Origin of the sequence: uncultured Piscinibacter sp., from assembly GCF_937952055.1 — a bacterium.
Lineage (GTDB): Bacteria > Pseudomonadota > Gammaproteobacteria > Burkholderiales > Burkholderiaceae_C > Piscinibacter.
The window spans coordinates 884363-902712 of record NZ_CALFYO010000021.1 but is presented as its reverse complement, the minus strand read 5'-3'; the positions used below and the strand labels follow the sequence as shown (position 1 = coordinate 902712).

Sequence of the window (18350 nt, the reverse complement as noted above, 5' to 3'; positions counted from 1 at the left end):
GCGTTGATGCCAAGCGCTCGATTCACTTCGGCTCCCCCGCAGTGGCCGCCGGAACTTCCTTGTCCGGCTGTGGCGTGGCGGCCGCCACTACCGGCTCCGGGCGCGCGGTCAGCTTGCCGAACGCGACCAGGCGATTGAAGGTCTCGACGTAGCCAGTGCTCTCCTCGAACTTCGCATAGCGCGCCGGAACGAGCGTGGCGAGCTTGCGAAAGCTCTTGTCGACCCACTTGTTGTAAATGCCCAGCTTGACCAGATCCGTGTTCTTCTGATGCACGTCGATCGCCTTTTCCTCGAACGGGAAAGCCTGTTCCTCGAGGGCCAGCTCGTACTGCTCCTTTTCGGCTGCAGCCAGGTTGCTCGGGCGCTCTGACTCCACCAGTGAACGGTTGAAGTCGTAATACATCTCCCCGAGGTAGTAGCTGGCCGCCGCGGTCGTCTCGCCGATCTCGTAGCGCAGCACGGCCTCGAAGCCCTCCTTGACCTGCTTCAGGGCTTCCTTCTTCTTCGCGAGGTTCTTGGCGATCGGCTCGACCAGCTTGATTTGCGTGTACTGATCGAACACGAGCTCGGCCAGCGCGAGCCGCGACGAGGCCGCGAGATAGCGCGTGCGATCGGTACGGCCCTTGCCACCATCGGCATCGGTGCTGACGATGCCCTTGAGCTCCGCGCGCCAGGCCTCCGTGTCGTGGCGTGACTTGAGGATGCTGGCGACCTTGAACCGGGTTTCGATGGCCAGGTCCAGCGGGGTAGGGAAGCTGGCGATGTAGCGTCGATAGACCGCCAGCGCCTTGTCCGTCTCCTTGGCCTGCGCGAACAGGTCGCCGGCGAGCAGCAACGCATCGCTTCTCACCTCGGCTTCCTTGGCCTCGGCCGCAATGCGTTCGTACTCGGTCGCCGCCAGCGCGAGTCGGCCGGCCTCACGGTAGACGTAGGCGACCTTCTTCGTCACTTCGGGCAGCAGCTTGTGTCCGGCATGGTTGCTGCGAAAGGCCGTCAGCACGTTCGCCGCGCCATCCCAGTCCTTGAGCTGAATGAGCGCCGTCGCGCCGTCGTATTCGGCGACCGGCCGGATGGTCGATGTCGGTGCCGCCTGTGCCACGCGCAGGTAGTGCTGCGCCGCGGTCTGATGGTCACCCTGTTTGCCCGCCTCCTCGCCCTGCTTGTAGATGGCGGCGGCGAGGTTCTCGACGAGGTTCGCGCGCGACTTGTCGCCCTCGGCCACGAGCGGCAGCGCCTTCAGGTAGCTCTCCTCGGCATCCTTGAACCGGCCGAGTTCGAGCGACGAGTGCGCCAACGTGATCCATGCCGCGCGGCGTTGCGTCTGCTCGGCGTTCGGAAACCGCTCGATGAACTTGCGGCTGCTCGTGACTGCGAGCGCGTAGTCCTTCGCTTCGAAGATGTCGTCGATGGCCGCACTCATCACTGGGGCGGCCTTCTCGTGCGCGGAGAACGTCTCCGCGAACTTCAGCGAGCTGCGGATCGTTTCCTGCTTGACCTTCGCTTGGTCGCCGGCCGCGGCAAGGCTCTTGCGGTGCGCGTAGACGGCGGCATAACCGGCTTCCGAGGCCTTGTCGTGCGCGGGGTAGTCGTACGCCGTGTGCTCGAACTCGACCGCTGCGTCGGCGAACGAGCCGTTCTCGAGCAGCAGCTCGGCGAGTTGCTGGTTGACGACGGGCGACTCGAGCTCCTTCGGGAAGGACGCCAGGTAGTCGCGATACCACCGCATCGCCTCACGGAAATTCTCGGGCTTGTCCTTCTCGAACTTCTTCTCTTGGTACAGCGCGTGGTAGTGATTGGCCAGCTCCTTGAGGCTGGTCTTCACGTAGCCCACCACCTCGGGCGAGCCTTGGATGTCGAAATGATTCCAGTAGGCCGCCTTGGGGCCGTACTTGACGACGTATTCCTTGTTCGCATCGATCACGAGCTTGGGGAATCCGCCGCGCTTGTAGATCTCGATGACGCGCGTGTCGTAGTGCGGAGCGATCTTGTGATAAGGCTCGCGCCTGACGAAAGCCTTGTAGGTCGCGGCGGCGTCGTTGTAGCGCAGCTTGTCGAGGAAGTGCTCGGCCAGATTGCCGTACACGTTGACTTCATAGCTGCGGCGGCCGTATTTGCCGAAATACGTGTTGACGGCCTCAGCTCCACCCAGGCTGGAGAACCCGAGGCTGATGGCGCGATAGGTGTCCTCGACACGCTGGTGCTCCAGCTTGTCCTTGGGCTTGTCGAAGTCGTAGCCGGTGTTGATCTTGTGGTCGAGCAACGCCATGAAGCGGTGCAGCGACTCCTCTTGCATGTCCTGCTTGTAGAAGGTCCAGCCGAGCTTGTAGAGCGCAAGCTCGTAGAACGCCGACGCGGCGCCCTTGTCCGCCACCGACTTGTAGGCCTCCTCGGCGGCCAGCCACTTCTTGCGGGTGAAGTGGTACTCGCCAATCCTGAATTCGACCTCGTCGAAATAGCGCGAGCCCGGATACTCCTTGGCGATGCGGTTCATCACCCCCATCGCCTTTTCGGTCGCCCCCGATTCGTCGTACGCGCGCGAGAGCTGGTACAGCACCTGGTCGTTGCGCTCGTAGTGCGGGTACGTCGCAAGCAGCTTCTCGTACAGCGCGATCGCTTCGGCCGCCTCTCCTTGCACCTCGGCCGCCGTGCCATCCGGTGTGGCAACCGGCGCCGAGCCGGCGGACCGGATGGCATCGGCTTGCGTCGCGCGAACCTCGAAGTCGTGGCTCGATTCCTCGGCAGTCTTGTCCTTGGCGCCCTTGGTCTTCTTGGCCGCATCGGTCAGCAGACCGATCTTTGGCGTGGCGCGCTGCGCGAGCTTGGCCTTGGTCGTCGGCTGGGTCAGCTCGGGCGCGGTCGCTGCGACGACGGTTGCGCTGGCGGGGGCAGGGACCGCTGCGGCCGACTCGCTCGTTGTGTCACGCCGCGCGGCCCGCTCCTGGTTGCGCTTGACCCCTTCGAGCGTGCCATATTCCTTCTGCACCTTCAGGTCCGCCAGACGCCGCAGCGCCTGCGGAGTCATGCCGCCTTCGGGTGTCTCGTCGAGGAACCGTTTGTAGCTCTGAATGGCCAGATCGGTGCCGCCATCGATCTTGACGTCGGTGAGATCGACCCTGTTCCGGCGCAGCTCGCCGATCGATCCTGTGCTGTTGTCGCGCGTGCCGGTGGCGCACGACGCGAGGATCACCAGGCAGGGCCACGACAGATGCCGCAGACGACGACTCATTTCGTCCCGCCTTCCCGATCCTTGTCGGCCTTGTCGTAGCTCTCGGCGAGAGCGAAGCGCGCCTGGACCTGGTACTCCTCGAGGCGGGCACGGCGTTGATCGAGCTCCTGAACGGCCATGGCCTCGAGTACATGGCCTTGCCGCGCCATCAGCGTCGTCACCTTGTCCTGGGCCTCGCGCACCCTGCGGCGCAGCGCGCCCAGCTGCTTGTCGTAGCCCTGGTAGCTCTGCGTCGCGGCCTGGCGCGATCCGACGAACGAGCGGTAGATTGTGTTCAGCCGCTCGACGTCTGCATCGAGCTCATGCAGATGCTTGTAGGCGGCCGTGAGCCGGCTGTCGTAAGTCGTGTGGATGTCAAAGTGCAGCACGCCCTGCAGCCGCTCGATCCGCCTGCGGATGTCTTGTCCGCCGGCGCTCGTGTCGTTCTTGTACCTCTCACTGAACTGCTGGAGCCGCTCGCGCGCCAGGCGTTCGTCGGCGGTCTGCAGGAAGTCAGGGCGCGGTGCGACCAGCAGCAGCTGCAGCCGCTCGTGCAGCGTCCGGCGCTGCTCCATGCGCAACCGCAACTGCGAGTCGAGCTCCTTGAAGCGCTTGTCGATCGCCGGCAGCTCCGCGCCGTAGTAGCGGCCGCGCAGTTCGATGATCTCGGCGAACGAGTCGAGCGACTCGCTCCAGGCAACGAGCCTTCTGCGCAGCTGCTCCAGGTCGAAGTAGTTCTGCAGCGACTCCTGGAAGTCGTCGGAGGCCATCATCTCGAGCAGGTAGTGGGTCTCTGGCGCGTCGGGCAGCTCGCGCAGCTTCACGACCCAGTTGCTGTCCAGCTTCGCCTCGTCGCGAACCAGCGCGGCGCGGAACCTGCCTTCGCGGATGCTCTTGAGCGACGCGTCGAGCTTGCCCAGCTCGGCGCCGAAGGTCTGCAGCGCCGCCGCGTAAAGTTGCGCGGCACGGCCGTGCAGCGCGAGCTTGCTGTACGCGTAAGGCGTGCCGAGCAAACTTTCCTGGACGGCCTTGTCCGTGCTGTTGCGCTGGATCAGCGTCGACCACGGCACGAGTGCGCTATCGAACTTGCCTTCGGCGGCGTCGGCCCATCCGGAGCTCAGCAATGCCCGGTTGGAAAACGGGCCGCTGACGCGCACACGGTCGAGATATTGCTTGGCTTCGGCCGTGCGGCCGGACGCGATCAGCCGGCTCCCCAGCAGCAGATTGGCCTTGTCCTTGATCGCCAAGTTCGCTTCGTCGCTCGCCGGCAGCGAACCCGCCTTGGCCAGTTGATCGAAGCCTGTGGTCTCCTGGTTGCTCAGAACGAACGCGATGCCGAGGTTGTAGGCCGCAAAACCCTCGAACCCCTTCTCGCTCTGGAGCCCCTCGAAGGCTTTGATCGCCTCCGTCAAACGGCCGGCGTGCAGATAGACCTGACCGCGCAGCAGTTGCTCTTCGCCGCGGATCTTCTCCGGGATGCGGCCCTTGATCTTCTCGACGGCTGCGAGCGCGGCGCTCACGTCGCCCTTCTGCATCAGGATGCGCCCCAGCCGCCAGGCAGCCTCGTTGCGGATCGCCTCGTCGACGTTGCCCTCCAGCACGGCCTTCATCGCGCGGCCTGCCCGTTGGTGCATGCGGTACGACAACTCGAAGTCGCCCACCGAGAACTTGGCCTGGTTGACTTGATAGTGCAGCGGGTCGAGCTTCGGGTCGTCGAGGCGGTAGAACTGCCAGAGCTCGGTGTCCAAGCGACTGACGGCGTCGAAGTAGTTGCCCTGCGCGGCCTGGTAGTACGCCTCACCCAGATAGAGGTCCTTGGCGAGCGCCTTGTTCTCTGGCGGCGCCGCCAACACCATCGGGCTCAAGCACAGCCCGACGAGGACAAGACATCTGCGGATCACGCGCGCTATTCCTTGAACTGGATGGCCTTCCCACCCTGCCCGGAGCGGTCGACGACGATTTCGAGCAGCTTGGGCTCGACGGCCTTCTTGAATTCATAGGCCGCGACCTGCCGGAATTCGGCGCCATCGGCGCTCTTGCCGATCACGGACACCTCGAGTGAGTGCGCGCCAGTGCGGACATTGCCGGTGTGAATGCGCTGCACGCCACCGCCTTGCAGTGCCTCGAGCTCCTTGAACGTGTAGATGTGGCGCGCCGCGTCCTTGCCGTCGAGCTTGATCTGGACCGAATCGAGGCGCAGCTTCCCATCGCCCACCAGGCTCAGGAAGAGCGCCAGCTGGGTGTTGGACGGATAGAGCAGCTTCTCCTCGAGTTGCGTCAACTCCGAGGAGATCGCCAGCGCGTCCTTCTTGATGTCCTGCACCTGCTCGTCGAGCCCTTTGAGCTGCTCCTTGGACACCGGTTGTGCGAGGGCCGCGTACGCCATTGCGCCGCCGGCGAGCGCTGCGAAAAGATTGCGAAAGCGGTTCATAGAGGCATATCTCTGATTGGCAAAGCCGCACGAACGCAACAATCGTCCATACGGGCTCGAATCCGAATTCCCACATAAGCCGAAGTCATGCTGCCACACCAATCCGCGCCGTTTTGGGGCGCTCAATCGCTTGTTGTCGCGCGCTGACGAAAACATCGAGGAGATGTATGTGTTCGTGTGCCGTCCATGCTGGCGATTCGTGACACCCATCACGAAGCACTGCAGCATGCTGTGCGAGCTCTGCGGCGTTGCAATCTGTCGCATCTCATGGCCAACAGACCGGTCGATGCGACGTTCAAGACGCGCTCGCGCGATCCTGCAGTTGCCGTCGGTGCCAAGGGAGCAGTCGGGGAAAAGGCACATGCCGGTCGTGTCGGACTTCGCGCGGAATTGGCCTCTGGGCACCTCGATGCCCCCGATTCGCCACATCTGGCCGTTCGTTAATTAGTGGGCAATTTGGCCAACTCGGTCGTTTTGTTTCTGAGGCACCCCCCGGTTTTTCGGCCGGTTGCAAGTTGGAGGTGCCGCAACTTCGGACTCCGGCACCGTTACGAATGCATCAACACGGTGGGAGGAACGGCGTGATCGGAGCTCATAGGTTCAAGCACTCGGGGGACGCGCGCGGGCAGCAATTGGCGTTTCGCGGCGCCTCGCGATGAGTTTCCGACGAGCTGCAGCGCAAGCGTCTGCCAGGTTCCCGAGGCGGCAGTGCATCGATGGTTCGCACCCGCCCCACCGCGTGCAAGCCGATTCAGGAATGGCGACGCAGCAACAACGCCGCGCCACACCAGCCCATGATGTGTCGTTTCAGGACCTCTAATCAGGCAGCGACATCGCTGCGCGCAGCCTGCTTCGGCAAGGCGAACGCGGCGCGTTGGCTGTTGCGGTTGTTCGCCTTGCTGTCGCTGTGGATTGGCACGTCCGTGGCACACGCCGGAACGGCCTTCTGCCGCGACTACCCCGTGATCAACGGGTACTACGTCATCGACGGCAGCAATCCGGCGATCACGCCCGCCACGCTGCCATCGGCGATCAGCATCGACGCCACCGACCAGTTCCACTGCTACATCAAGAACTTTCCGCTGTCCGCCAAGTGGCCGCAGGGCCTCACTTCGACGGTGAACTTTGCCAACGGAACCACGGGGCTCGTGGTCTTCGAAAACGTGTACTACACGGGCAACATGGCCTGCTCCAACACGCAGGTCAAGATCTGGTTCGCGAACGGTGCCTTCTACGCCCCCGGCAACAACAACGCCTGCCAGGATCTCTTCATTCCGATCGAGGCGGTGTCGAAGCGGACGCCGGGGCCGACCGCAACGATCGGCGTGCCGTTCACCTACACCGTGACGGTGCCGGTGATGTACGACCCGGCGACGGGCACGACCTTGCAGACGCCGTCGCCCAACACGCTGTCGAACGCGACGATCTACGACGACCTGACGACGATCGGCGCGTCGGCCACCTACGTCAGCAACACCGCCTTCCTGGTCAACGGCGGCACGCGCACGCCGATCGGCCCGCTGGCGCTCGGAGCGTCGCCGGCCACCTTGTCGTCACTCGGCATCCCGGCATCGGACAACACCAAGCACATCGTCTTCTCGTCCGACGCCAACGCGGCGCTGACCAGCGTCGCGCCCGGCACGCAAATCGAGATCCAGATGACCGTGGTGCTCGACGACATGCCCGCGAACGTGGCCGGCACGCAGTTCATCAACACCGCCAAGTGGTGGTTCGGCCGCGTGATCGACGGCGTGACCTACGCGCCGCTGCCGGGCCAGTCGGGCATCTCCGCGCCGATGACCATCGTCGAGCCCGGGCTGACGGTGGACAAGAGCGGTTCGACCGCGACCTTGAACGTCGGCGCGCCCGGCACCTTCCGCCTGAACGTGCAGAACGCCGGCGCCGGCGACGCGTGGAACGTCAGGGTCACCGATCTCATACCGAGTGGCATGCGCGGCTTCAACCCGACGCCGACAGTCACGGCCGCGCTCTATGCCGCCGACGGCACGACGCAACTCTCGGCACTGACGGCGGGCACGCACTACGCCGTCAACTACAACGCGGCCACCGGCCAACTCACGTTGACCCTGGCCGACGGTGTCAAGGTCGGGCCGTCGCAGCGCCTCGTCGTCGACTACCAGGCGCGACTGGACTTCGGCACGCCGCCGGGCCTGACCTTTACCAACGTCGCCGGTGCGACGCAGTGGTTCAACGCACCGGCCGGCACCGCCGGGCGCCGCGCGTACAGCAAGACGCTGACCGACGGCACGCCGGCCACGCTGGACTTCCAGGACGCGTTCACCGTCACCTCGGCGTTCCAGGGCTACTACTTCCTGAAGTCGGTCGCGAACCTCACGCAAGGTGTCCTGGCGCCAGCGACGACCGCACTGCCTGGCGACCGGCTGCGCTACACGTTGCAGATCCAGAACTTCACGCTGCCGACGCTCAGCAACGTCAGCGTGACCGACAACTTCGGCGCGCGCAGCCCGAACGGCTTCGCGCCAGGATCATTGACGCTGGTCAGCAGCGACTTGCCCGCCGGCACGCTCAATGTGGCGCCGAACGGCGGTACCAACGGCGCCGGCCTCATCACGATCAGCAACCTGACGCTGGCGCAGGACCAGCAATACACCGTCGTCGTCGACGTGACGCTGGCGCCCGGCCTCGCCGCCGGCACCGTCGTCAGCAACCAGGGCGCGATGACCGGCATCGACCCGGCCAGCAGGACCTGGAACGGCCTCAGCGACAACCCGTACGTCAATGGTGCGGCGCTGCTCGAAGGCGCGACCCCGCCCGATGCCACCAACATCAACATTCTCTCGGTCGGGCCGCTGACCAAAGCAGCGACACAAGCCACGGCGGCGATCGGCCAGCCCTTCACCTACCGCATCACGGTGCCGGCGACAGCGCAGCCCGTGGCGCTGAACGACGTGCGGGTCCTCGACGACATCAGCCTCGCAGCCAGGGGCGTGTCGCTCAGCTACGTGAGCGCGCGCGCGCGTTTGGCGTCGAACACGAGAACCTGGGCGACGCTCAGCAACAGCGGCACGGCCACGAGCCTCGTGCTGCAGGACACCGTGAGCGGCGGCCTCGACGTGCCTGCCGGCGACCAGCTTGTCGTCGATGTCGTCCTGGTGCTCAACGACGACATGGTGAACAACGCGCCGGGCAAGCAGTTCTCGAACACGGCGACTTACACCTACAACAGCATCAACGGCAGCGACGCGAGCCGTGTCAACGGCTTGGCGGGCACCAGCGGCGCGATGACCATCGTTGCGCCGACCCTCACGGTGCGAAAGAGCGGACCCGCCACCTTGCGACTGGGCGGCACGGGCACGTTCACGCTCAACGTGCAGAACACGGGCAGCGGCACGGCCTGGAACACGGCGCTGACTGACCGCCTGCCGAACATCACGACCGCCCCGACCGGCGGCATGTGCGCCGCGGAGCCGACCAACGTCACCGCGCGCGTGTTCCAGGCCGACGGCACGACGCCGGTGTCCGCCGACCTGGTCAACGGGACCGACTTCACGGTCGGTTTCGCGCCCGCTCCGACCTGTGTGATGACGATCAACCTGCAAGGCAGTGCGGCAGCGATCGCGCCGACCCAGCGCCTGATCCTCACCTACAGCACCGCGGTCGATCCTGGCACCAGCAGCGGCGTGACGCTGACCAACGTCGCCGGGGCCACGCAATGGCTCAGCGCCAACCCGGCGGTCGCTGGCAGCGCGGGCCGCATCCACACCACCCAGAACACGCTGACCAATGGCACACCGGGCGTGCTGGACTTCCAGGACGCGTTCTCGCTGACCACCGTCTCGCCGACGCTCGACTTCCGCAAGAGCGTGGTCAACGTCACCACAGGCCAGAACCCCGGCAGCAACGCGCGGCCGGGAGACCTGCTGCGCTACACGCTGACGGTGCGGAACATCAGCGCGCTGGCGCTCACCGACGGCAGGCTGACCGATGAACTCGACCGCCTCAATGCGACGGCCGCGTTCGTGCCTGGCAGCCTGACGCTCGTGTCCGCGCCGGCCGGTACCACTGCCACCGTCAGTGCGAATGGCGGCGCGAAAGGCACCGGCCTGCTGCAGGTGAGCGGCGTCAACATCGCAGCCCAGGGGTTGCCGGGCGACACGATCACGATCGTGTTCGAGGCACGCCTGGCCTCGGTGATCACGAGCGCCACCGTCGTCCTGAACCAGGCGCGACTGACCAGCGCAACCAGCCAGCCCGCCGTCAGCGACGACCCCAACGTCAGCGGCGCCGAGGATCCGACGCGCACGCTGATCGCATCGAACCCGGTGCTGCAGGTGCGCAAGGTGTCGCAGGACGTGACCGGCGATCCCGCGGTGCTGCGACAGGGTGACCGGCTGCGCTACACGATCACGGTCAAGAACATCGGCACCGAGAACGCGGTCAACGTGACGTTGCGCGATCTGGTGCCGGCGAACACGAGCTATGTCGCAGGCAGCACCACGCTCAACGGCGTGACGGTTGCCGATGCCGGCAACAGTTCGCCGCTGCAGGCCGGCCTGCAGATCCACACGCCCGAGGATCCCACGCCGGGTGCACTGCGTGCGGACACGGCCTCGACGACGAGCAACGTCGCGACGATCACGTTCGACGTGACGATCAACGCCAACACGCTCGACGGCACGCTGATCAGCAACCAAGGCTTCGTCGACGGCTCCGGTGCGGGCAGCGGTGCGTTCCCCGAGAAGCCATCCGACGATCCGCGCACGCCGGCCGTCGATGACCCGACGCGCGACATCGTCGGTCCCTACCCGCTGCTGGTGGCACGCAAGACGGTGGCGATCGTGGTCGATGTCAACGGCAATGGCGTGCTCGATCCGCTCGACGTCATTCGCTACACGATCACGATCGACAACCTGTCGGGACTCCCGGCCAGCGGGGTCGTGCTGACCGACGAGGTGCCGGCCAACACGACCTACGTCGCCGACACGGTCACGCTCAACGGCAGCGCGATCGCGCGGCCCGATGGCGGCGTGTCGCCGCTGATCGCGGGAATCCCGGTGAACTCGCCGGCCGCCGCCAGTGGCTCGGTGGCGCCACGCTCCACGGCCGTCATCACCTTCGACACACGCGTGAACGCCGGCGTCGCAACCGGCACCGTCATCAGCAACCAAGGCAGCGTAGCGAGCACGCAGCTGCCGAGTCAACTCACCGACGCCGACGGCGACAGCAGCAACGGCTACCAGCCGACGACCATCATCGTCGGCAGCGCGCAGCAGCTGTTGATTGCCAAGGCCGTGCAGGTCGTGGGCGGCGGCCCTGCGCTGCCGAGCTCGCAGCTCGAGTACTTCGTGGTGGTGACGAACACCGGCTTGGTGGCCGCCACCAACGTGGTGATCACCGACGATCTCGGTGCGCTGCCGCTCGCGTCGCAGGTGACGTACGTGGCGGGATCGGCCACGCTGAACGGATCGACTGGCGGCGTGAGCCTCGTCGGCGCACAACTGCGGGCCGACTATGCGGCCACGTACGGCACGCTGGCTCCCGGCGCGAGCGCGCAGCTGCGCTTCAGGGTGCAGATCGCTCCGGGCCTGTTGCCGGGCAAGCTGATCACCAATACGGCGCAAGTCGCGTGGAACACGCCGACGCTCACGGCCTCAGCCAGCGCCACCATCGCAGTGGGTGCCATTGCAGGCGTAGCCAGCCTCAACGGGAGCGTGTGGCACGACGCCAGCCTTGACAAGGTCGCCGACCCGGGCGAGGCGCCGCTGCAGGGTTGGACCGTGGAGGTGCTGCGCAACAACGTGCTGCTCGGTACGGTGACCACCGACGCGAACGGCCAGTACGCGATCAGCGGCTTGTCGCCGTCCGTCACGGCTGCCGATCAATTCGCGCTGCGCTTCAGCGCACCCGGCAGCGGCATGACGACGGCCAAGCTCGGCCGCGCCGACTCGGCGTTCGTCAACGGCATGCAGGCCATCAGCGGCATCTTCGCGCCCGCAGGCAGCAACCTGCAGAACCTCAACCTGCCGCTGCAGCCGAACGGTGCGACCTACGACTCGCTGGTGCGCACGCCGGTGATGGGTGCCACCCTGCACATGGTTCGCGCGGGCAGCACGATGCCGCTGCCGTCCGGCTGCTTCGACGATCCGGTCCAGCAGGGTCAGGTCACGCTGGCGGGCGGCGATTACAAGTTCGACCTCAACTTCAGCGATCCGTCGTGCCCGTCGGTCGGCCAGTACCTGATCCAGGTGACGCCGCCCGCGACGTACATGCCCGGCGTTTCCAAGGTCATCCCGCCGATGTCGGACGCCAACACGGTGTCCTTCTCGGTGCCGAACTGCCCGGGCTCCGCGTCGGACGCGGTTCTCAACGCGAGCAGCTACTGCGAAGCGCAGGCGTCCGAGCGACCGCCCGCCATCGCGGTGCCCGCCGGCAGCGCCGGCACGAATTACTACCTGAACCTGACGCTGAACAACAGCGCCACGCCCGGCACCAGCCAGATCTACAACAACCACATCGCGATCGACCCGCGCCTCGGCAATGCGGTGACCATCACGAAGGTCGCCGCGCTGCAGAACGTGCCGCGCGGCCAGCTGGTGCCGTACACGATCACGGTCACCAACACGCTGGCGGCACCGCTCACGCGGCTCAGCGTGATCGATACCTTCCCGGCCGGCTTCAAGTACGTGCCGGGAACGGGCCGGGTGGACGGCCAGGCGATCGAGCCGACGGTGGCCGGCAACCGGCTCACCTGGGCCGACCTGGTGCTGACGACGAATACCAAGCGAACGATCCAGCTGGTGCTGATCGTCGGCTCAGGCGTCAGCGAAGGGCTGTACGTCAACCGGGCTCAGGTGTTCTCGGCGCAGCTCGACACCGCGGCATCGCCCGAAGCCAGCGCGACGGTGCGGGTCGTGCCCGATCCCACGCTCGATTGCTCCGACGTCATCGGCAAGGTGTTCGACGACGTCAACATGAACGGCTATCAGGACGAGGGGGAGCCCGGCCTGCCCGGCGTGCGCCTCGTGACCGCCAACGGCCTGATCGTGACGACCGACCCGCACGGCCGCTTCCACGTGACCTGCGCGGTGGTGCCCGATCCGGATCGCGGCTCCAACTTCATTCTCAAGGTCGACGACCGCTCGCTGCCCACGGGCTATCGCGTCACGACCGAGAACCCGCTCGTGCAACGCGCCACGCGCGGCAAGATGATCAAGTTCAACTTCGGCGCAGCGATCCATCGCGTCGTCAAACTCGATCTCGCCGATGGCGTGTTCGAGCCCGGCAAGACCGAGATGCGCATCCAGTGGAAGCAGCGCATGAAGTTGCTGCACGGTGAGCTGAAGAAGGGGACCTCCGTGCTGCGCCTGGCCTACATGGCCGAGAACGAGAGCGAGAGCCTCGTCAAGCTGCGTCTTGCCGCCATCAAGAGCGAGATCGAGGCGGCGTGGAAGCGCGAGGGCGCCCGCTACGACCTGACCGTCGAGACCGAGGTGTTCTGGCGAACCGGGGCGCCCGGCCAGCGGGCCGGGGACTGACATGCGGAGATCACTCATTCCATTCGTTCGTCTCGCGCTCGGCCTGCTGCTGCCGGCGGTGGCGATGGCGCAGTCCACGCCGGCCAAGGATGAGCCGGTGAAGCCCGGCATGCAGAAGATCATCACGACGCCGTCGCTCGGCCAGACGGTCGAGAAGCAGCTCGATCCCGATGCGCCACTGAAGCCGTGGAAGCTCGACGAGGACACCCTGCCGCCGCTGGTGAAGGAGCGCTCCGAGAGCCAGGAGGTGATCGAGAAGAACGTGCGGAACATCAAGGTGCAGAACTTGCTGCCGCCGATCTACTTCGATTCGGGCAAGGCGAACATCTCGCAGGAGTACGTCGAGAAGGTGCGCAAGATCCTCGAGGGCATGAAGGACCGGCGCAACGTGCGCCTGCATCTGGTCGGCCACACCGACAACGTGCCCCTCTTCGGCGAGACCCGCATCCAATACGGCGACAACGACGGGCTCTCGCGCGAGCGCGCCGGCGTCGCCGCCGAGTTCTTCCAGAAGGCGCTCAGCCTGCCGCCCGAATCGGTCACCTACGAAGGCCGGGGCGAACGCGAGCCCGTCGCTTCGAACACCACCGAAGCGGGGCGCGCTCGGAACCGCCGCATGGAGGTGGAGGTCTGGTACGACGAGATCGACGAGAAGCCGGTCGTCAAGCAGGTGGTGGTGCAGGAGAACGTGCAGCGCGTAAAGGTCTGCCGCGTCGAGCAGATGTGCAAGCTCAGCTACAAGGAGGGGCACGCCAAGCGCACGCGTGTGAAGAACCTGATCCCGCCGTTCCACTACGAGGAGGGCAATGTCACCGTGCCGGCGGAGTACCAGCAGAAGCTGTTGCAGGTGCTGAACGACCTCGGCGACAAGCGCAACGTGGTGATCAAGTTCATCGGCTACACCGACACCGTGCCGCTGACCGGCCGCGACGAGCGCATCTACGCCAACCACGTTGGCATCTCGAAGGCGCGTGCCCGCCGCCTGGCCCAGGCGCTGCAAGACGCGCTCAAGCTGCCGGCTGCCGCCGTCGAGAGCGACGGCAAGGGCGCGACCAACCCCATCGCCCCCAACGACACCGAGAACGGCCGCGCGGCCAACCGGCGGGTCGAGGTCGAGTTCTGGTACGACGATGCGCTGAAGGAACTGTCGTCGGAGCCACAGATGTGCCCCGCACCGACCGAACCGGAGACGGTCACGCGCGTCTACCAATCGCCGAGCATCACGATCAAGCCCGTCGTCTACGAGAACGGCAAGGCGTTGCTGCCGCCGAATTTCGCGCAGGACCTCGCGACGATGATGGGCGAGATCAAGGATCGGAAGCGCGTGCGCCTGCGCTTCATCGGCACCACCAGCACCGAGCGACTCGACCGGCGCACCGCGCTCGCCTACGGCGACGACATTGGCCTGTCGACCGCGCGCGCCCGCACCGTGATGGACACGGTCGCCAGGGAACTGGACCTGACGCCCGAACAGGTCGAGCACGAGGGCCGCGGCTACGTGCAGACCGACGACGTGGTCAGCAACGGCTTCGTCGAGGCCGACGTCTCGCGCGTGCAGGCGCAGGTGGTCTATGACGATCTCGCGCCCATCGACAACCTCGAAGGCCTCGACGTCACGCGCTTGACGCGCGACGTGACGGTGGCGAACCCGTATGCGCTCAATCTGATGCGCATCACGGTCGACGGCAAGCCGCTCGACGATCCCGGCAAGAGCATGCCCGACGTCCAGCGCTGCACCGACGTCGCGTTCGAGAAGGCGCGCATCCAGTTCAAGTACGACAACCTCGACCTGAAGCCACGGCTCAACGTGACGGCCTGGCCCCAGTCGATCCGCTACCAGGACGACCTCAGCACCGATCTGATCGACGATCTGGTCCGCTTCAAGGCCTATTCGAACTACCCTGCCTTCATCGTCGGCGGCGAAGTGCGCATCTTCGACAAGGACAAATCCGTGCGCGAGGAGCCGCTGGCCGTGGTGCCCGTCGACAAGGACGGCTACGCGCAGTGGCGCGCCGATCTCCCCTCGTACGCCGCGCCGGGGCGCGACCTCCAATACGTGCTGCGGGTGTACGACAAGGACGGCCGCTTCGATGAAACCGCGCCGCAGCCGGTGTGGGTCATCGACAGCGTGGCGCCCGACGTCGCCGAGAAGGACGCCGAGCGCGAACTGCTCGCGGGCTACGGCGAGAGCCGCCTCGCGGTGCAGAGCATTCCGCTCCACGGCGGCACCATCAAGGTGTTTGGGACCGATATCCCGGATGGGCACCGTGTCTCGGTGGCGGGCCGAAGCGTGCCCGTGGCCGCGGACAGGAAGATCGTCGTCGAAGAGATCCTGCCGCAGGGCATGCATACCGTCGAGGTGTCGGTGCTCGACGCCGAAGGCAACGGCCAGATGTACCTGCGCGATCTCGAGCTCGAAAAGACCGACTGGTTTTACGTCGCCATCGCCGATGTGACGGCATCGAAGTCCTCCACCAGCGGGCCGGCCAGGCTGGTCGCCCCCGACAACGGGCACTACGACAACAACACCTCTCTCGACGGACGGTTCGCGTTCTTTACGCGCGCCAAGTTCGGCGACCAGTGGAAGCTCACCGCCAGCGCGGACACGCTCGAAGGACCCTTCAGCAGCTTGTTCAGCAACTTCATGCAGAAGACGCCGGACGCGATGTTCCGCCGCCTCAATCCCGACTACTACTACCCGAGCTACGGCGACGACAGCACGACCGAAGAGGCCGCGCCCACGCTGGGCAAGTTCTACGCGAAGCTGCAGAACCGGGCGCACTATGGCCTCTGGGGCAACTTCAGGATCGGCTACACCGACAACAGCCTCGCGCACGTGGACCGCACGCTGTACGGCGCCAACCTGCACTACGAGCCGGCCACCCCCACCAAGTTCGGCGAAAAGCGCCTGGTGTTCGACGGCTTTGCCGCGCAGCCCGGCACGGTGGCCGGGCGCGACGAGTTCCGCGGCACCGGTGGCTCGCTGTACTACCTCAAGCACCAGGACATCATGACCGGCTCGGAGCGCGTGCGCATCGAGTACCGCGACAAGACCTCGGGCCTCGTGGTCGCGGTGAAGAACCTGGTTCCGATCCAGGACTACACCATCGACTACCTGCAAGGCCGCGTCCTGCTGTCGTCGCCGCTGTCCCCGGTGGCGAGCGACAACCTGCTCGTCGTCAGCGACATCAGCTCCGGCAACGAGGTGTACCTGGTCGCGCGCTATGAATACTCCACCGGCTTCGAGGAACTGGACAACGTGTCGACCGGCGGACGCGTGCACTACTGGGTGAACGACAACCTGAAGCTCGGCGCGACGGCCAACCGGAACACCGATCCCGGCGCCGAGAGCAAGCTCGGGGCGGTCGACATCATGTGGCGCCACAGCGCGACCACGTGGCTGAAGGTCGAGGCCGGCGCCAGCACCGGCACCGGCTCGACCGCGTTCGGCTCGAACGACGGTGGCTTCAGCTTCACGCCGACCACGACGACGACGGCCCCGGTGCCGCCGGCGGTCGACGACGGACGTCACGGCGCGACTCGCGTCGACGGCAGTCTCGACCTCAGTGACGTGCACAAGGGAGCCAACGGCCAGGTGACCCTCTATCGCCAACAGGTGGAAGGCGGCTATGCGGCTCCCGGCGCCATGGCGCTGACCGATGTGAACCGCCAGGGCGCATCGGTGAAGACGGCCATCACCGACAAGGTCGACCTGCGGGCCAAGGTCGACAAGCGGTCCCAGGACCAGTCGCTCGAGACCTCGGCGCTCGAAGTCGATGCCGACTATCGGCTCGACAACCACTGGAAGATCAGTTCCGGCGTGCGCAAGGACAGCCGAACGGACAACTCGCCGGTGGTCCCGCTGACGCAGGTGCAAGGCGAGCGCACCGACGTGGTGGTGCGCGCCAGCTACGACTCGCAGGACAAGTGGGCCGCGTACGGCTACGTGCAGGACACCGCCTCGACCACCGGCAACCGCGAGCAGAACGGGCGCGTCGGCGCCGGCGGCGCGTACCGCTTCAACGATCGCCTCAAGATGAGCGGCGAACTGTCGAACGGCGATCTGGGTGTCGGCGCACGGGTGGGGACTGAGTACCTGGTCTCGGACAAGACCGTCACCTATCTCAACTACGCGCTGGAGAACGAGCGCACCGACAACGGCATCCTCGCCAATCGGGGCAACATGATTGGTGGCGTGAAGAGCCAGTATTCGGAGACGATCAACATCTTCGGCGAAGAGCGATACACGCACGGCGATGTGCCGGTCGGTCTGATGCACTCAGCGGGCGTCGAGTACCGCCCCAACGAGCGTTGGAACTTCGCCACCCATGTCGACGTCGGCACGCTGCGCGACAACCTCACGGGTGCGGAGATGGAGCGCGCGGGCTTCGCCGTGTCGGCCGGCTACGGGTTCGAAGCGATCAAGGTCGCGTCGGTCATCGAGTACCGGCGTGATCAGGTGCAGTCGCTCGACCTCACGTTCTCGAACCGCAAGAACTTCCTCACGAAGAACAGCCTGAAGTACCAGATCAATCCCGACTGGCGCCTGATCGGCAAGTTCAACTACTCGAAGAGCAAGAGCTCGTTGGGTGAGTTCTACGACGGCAGCTACACCGAGGCCGTCGTCGGCTACGGCTATCGACCGGTCAGCAACGATCGCCTCAACGCCCTCGTGAAGTACACCTACTTCTACAACCTGCCGACGTCCGTGCAGGAGCTGGTGCCGAACACCGCTGCCACCTACATCCAGAAGAGCCACATCGTGTCGATCGACGCGATCTACGACCTCACGTCTCGCTGGTCGGTGGGCGGCAAGTACGCGCGCCGAATGGGGCAGATCAGCCAGGACCGCGTCAACCCGGTGTTCTTCGACAGCACGGCCGACCTGTACATCGCCCGCGCCGATTGGCGCGTGCTGCGCCAGTGGGACCTCACGATCGAAGGCCGCTTGCTGTCCGTCCAGCAAGCGAGCGACACGCGCAGCGGCGCTCTGGTGGCCGCCTACCGGCACCTGTCGAACAACGTCAAGCTGGGCGCGGGCTGGAACTTCACCGATTTCTCGGACGACCTCACGAACCTCAGCTTCACGCACCGTGGCGCGTTCATCAACATGGTGGCGAAGTTCTGACGGTGCGATCAGCCCACGAACCGTCGACGTCCAACGTGAGTGACCACGCGCAAGGTTGCCGCACCATCA

At 65.8% G+C, this 18350-nt stretch carries 5 protein-coding genes; 2 read left to right on the top strand and 3 right to left on the bottom strand.

Annotated features, from left to right (window positions below; all coding sequences use genetic code 11):
• Positions 1-22: 22 nt before the first annotated feature.
• Genes Q0599_RS18455 through Q0599_RS18445 form a run of 3 tightly spaced genes read right to left on the bottom strand, consistent with a single transcriptional unit; the run spans position 23 to position 6065 of the window.
• Positions 23-3226, bottom strand: coding sequence for a tetratricopeptide repeat protein (locus Q0599_RS18455; RefSeq protein ID WP_298832499.1), 3204 nt, complete (start codon positions 3224-3226; stop codon positions 23-25).
• Entirely contained in the window at positions 3223-5106 is a 1884-nt protein-coding gene (locus Q0599_RS18450) for a tetratricopeptide repeat protein (RefSeq protein WP_298832495.1), read from the bottom strand. The genes Q0599_RS18455 and Q0599_RS18450 overlap by 4 nt, the downstream gene beginning before the upstream one ends.
• Before the next feature lie 5 nt (positions 5107-5111).
• Positions 5112-6065 (bottom strand): hypothetical protein, encoded by a 954-nt coding sequence (locus tag Q0599_RS18445; protein ID WP_298832492.1) that lies wholly within the window; start codon positions 6063-6065, stop codon positions 5112-5114.
• Positions 6066-6559: 494 nt separating this feature from the next.
• On the opposite strand from Q0599_RS18445, the gene Q0599_RS18440 reads away from it, so the two are divergent.
• The gene (locus Q0599_RS18440) at positions 6560-13153 is read left to right on the top strand and encodes an SdrD B-like domain-containing protein (protein WP_298832489.1); all 6594 of its coding nucleotides are present in this window, start codon (positions 6560-6562) and stop codon (positions 13151-13153) included.
• A gap of 1 nt (position 13154) precedes the next feature.
• On the top strand, positions 13155-18281 hold the full coding sequence (locus Q0599_RS18435; RefSeq protein ID WP_298832486.1) for an OmpA family protein: 5127 nt from the start codon (positions 13155-13157) through the stop codon (positions 18279-18281).
• The last annotated feature ends 69 nt before the right edge of the window (positions 18282-18350 follow it).

What these genes read in the sequence shown, in the direction of transcription:
- Q0599_RS18455 (WP_298832499.1), bottom strand. Translation starts at nt 3,226, where the DNA reads ATGAGTCGTCGTCTGCGGCATCTGTCGTGGCCCTGCCTGGTGATCCTC.
- Q0599_RS18445 (WP_298832492.1), bottom strand. Translation starts at nt 6,065, where the DNA reads ATGTGGCGAATCGGGGGCATCGAGGTGCCCAGAGGCCAATTCCGCGCG.
- Q0599_RS18435 (WP_298832486.1), top strand. Translation starts at nt 13,155, where the DNA reads ATGCGGAGATCACTCATTCCATTCGTTCGTCTCGCGCTCGGCCTGCTG.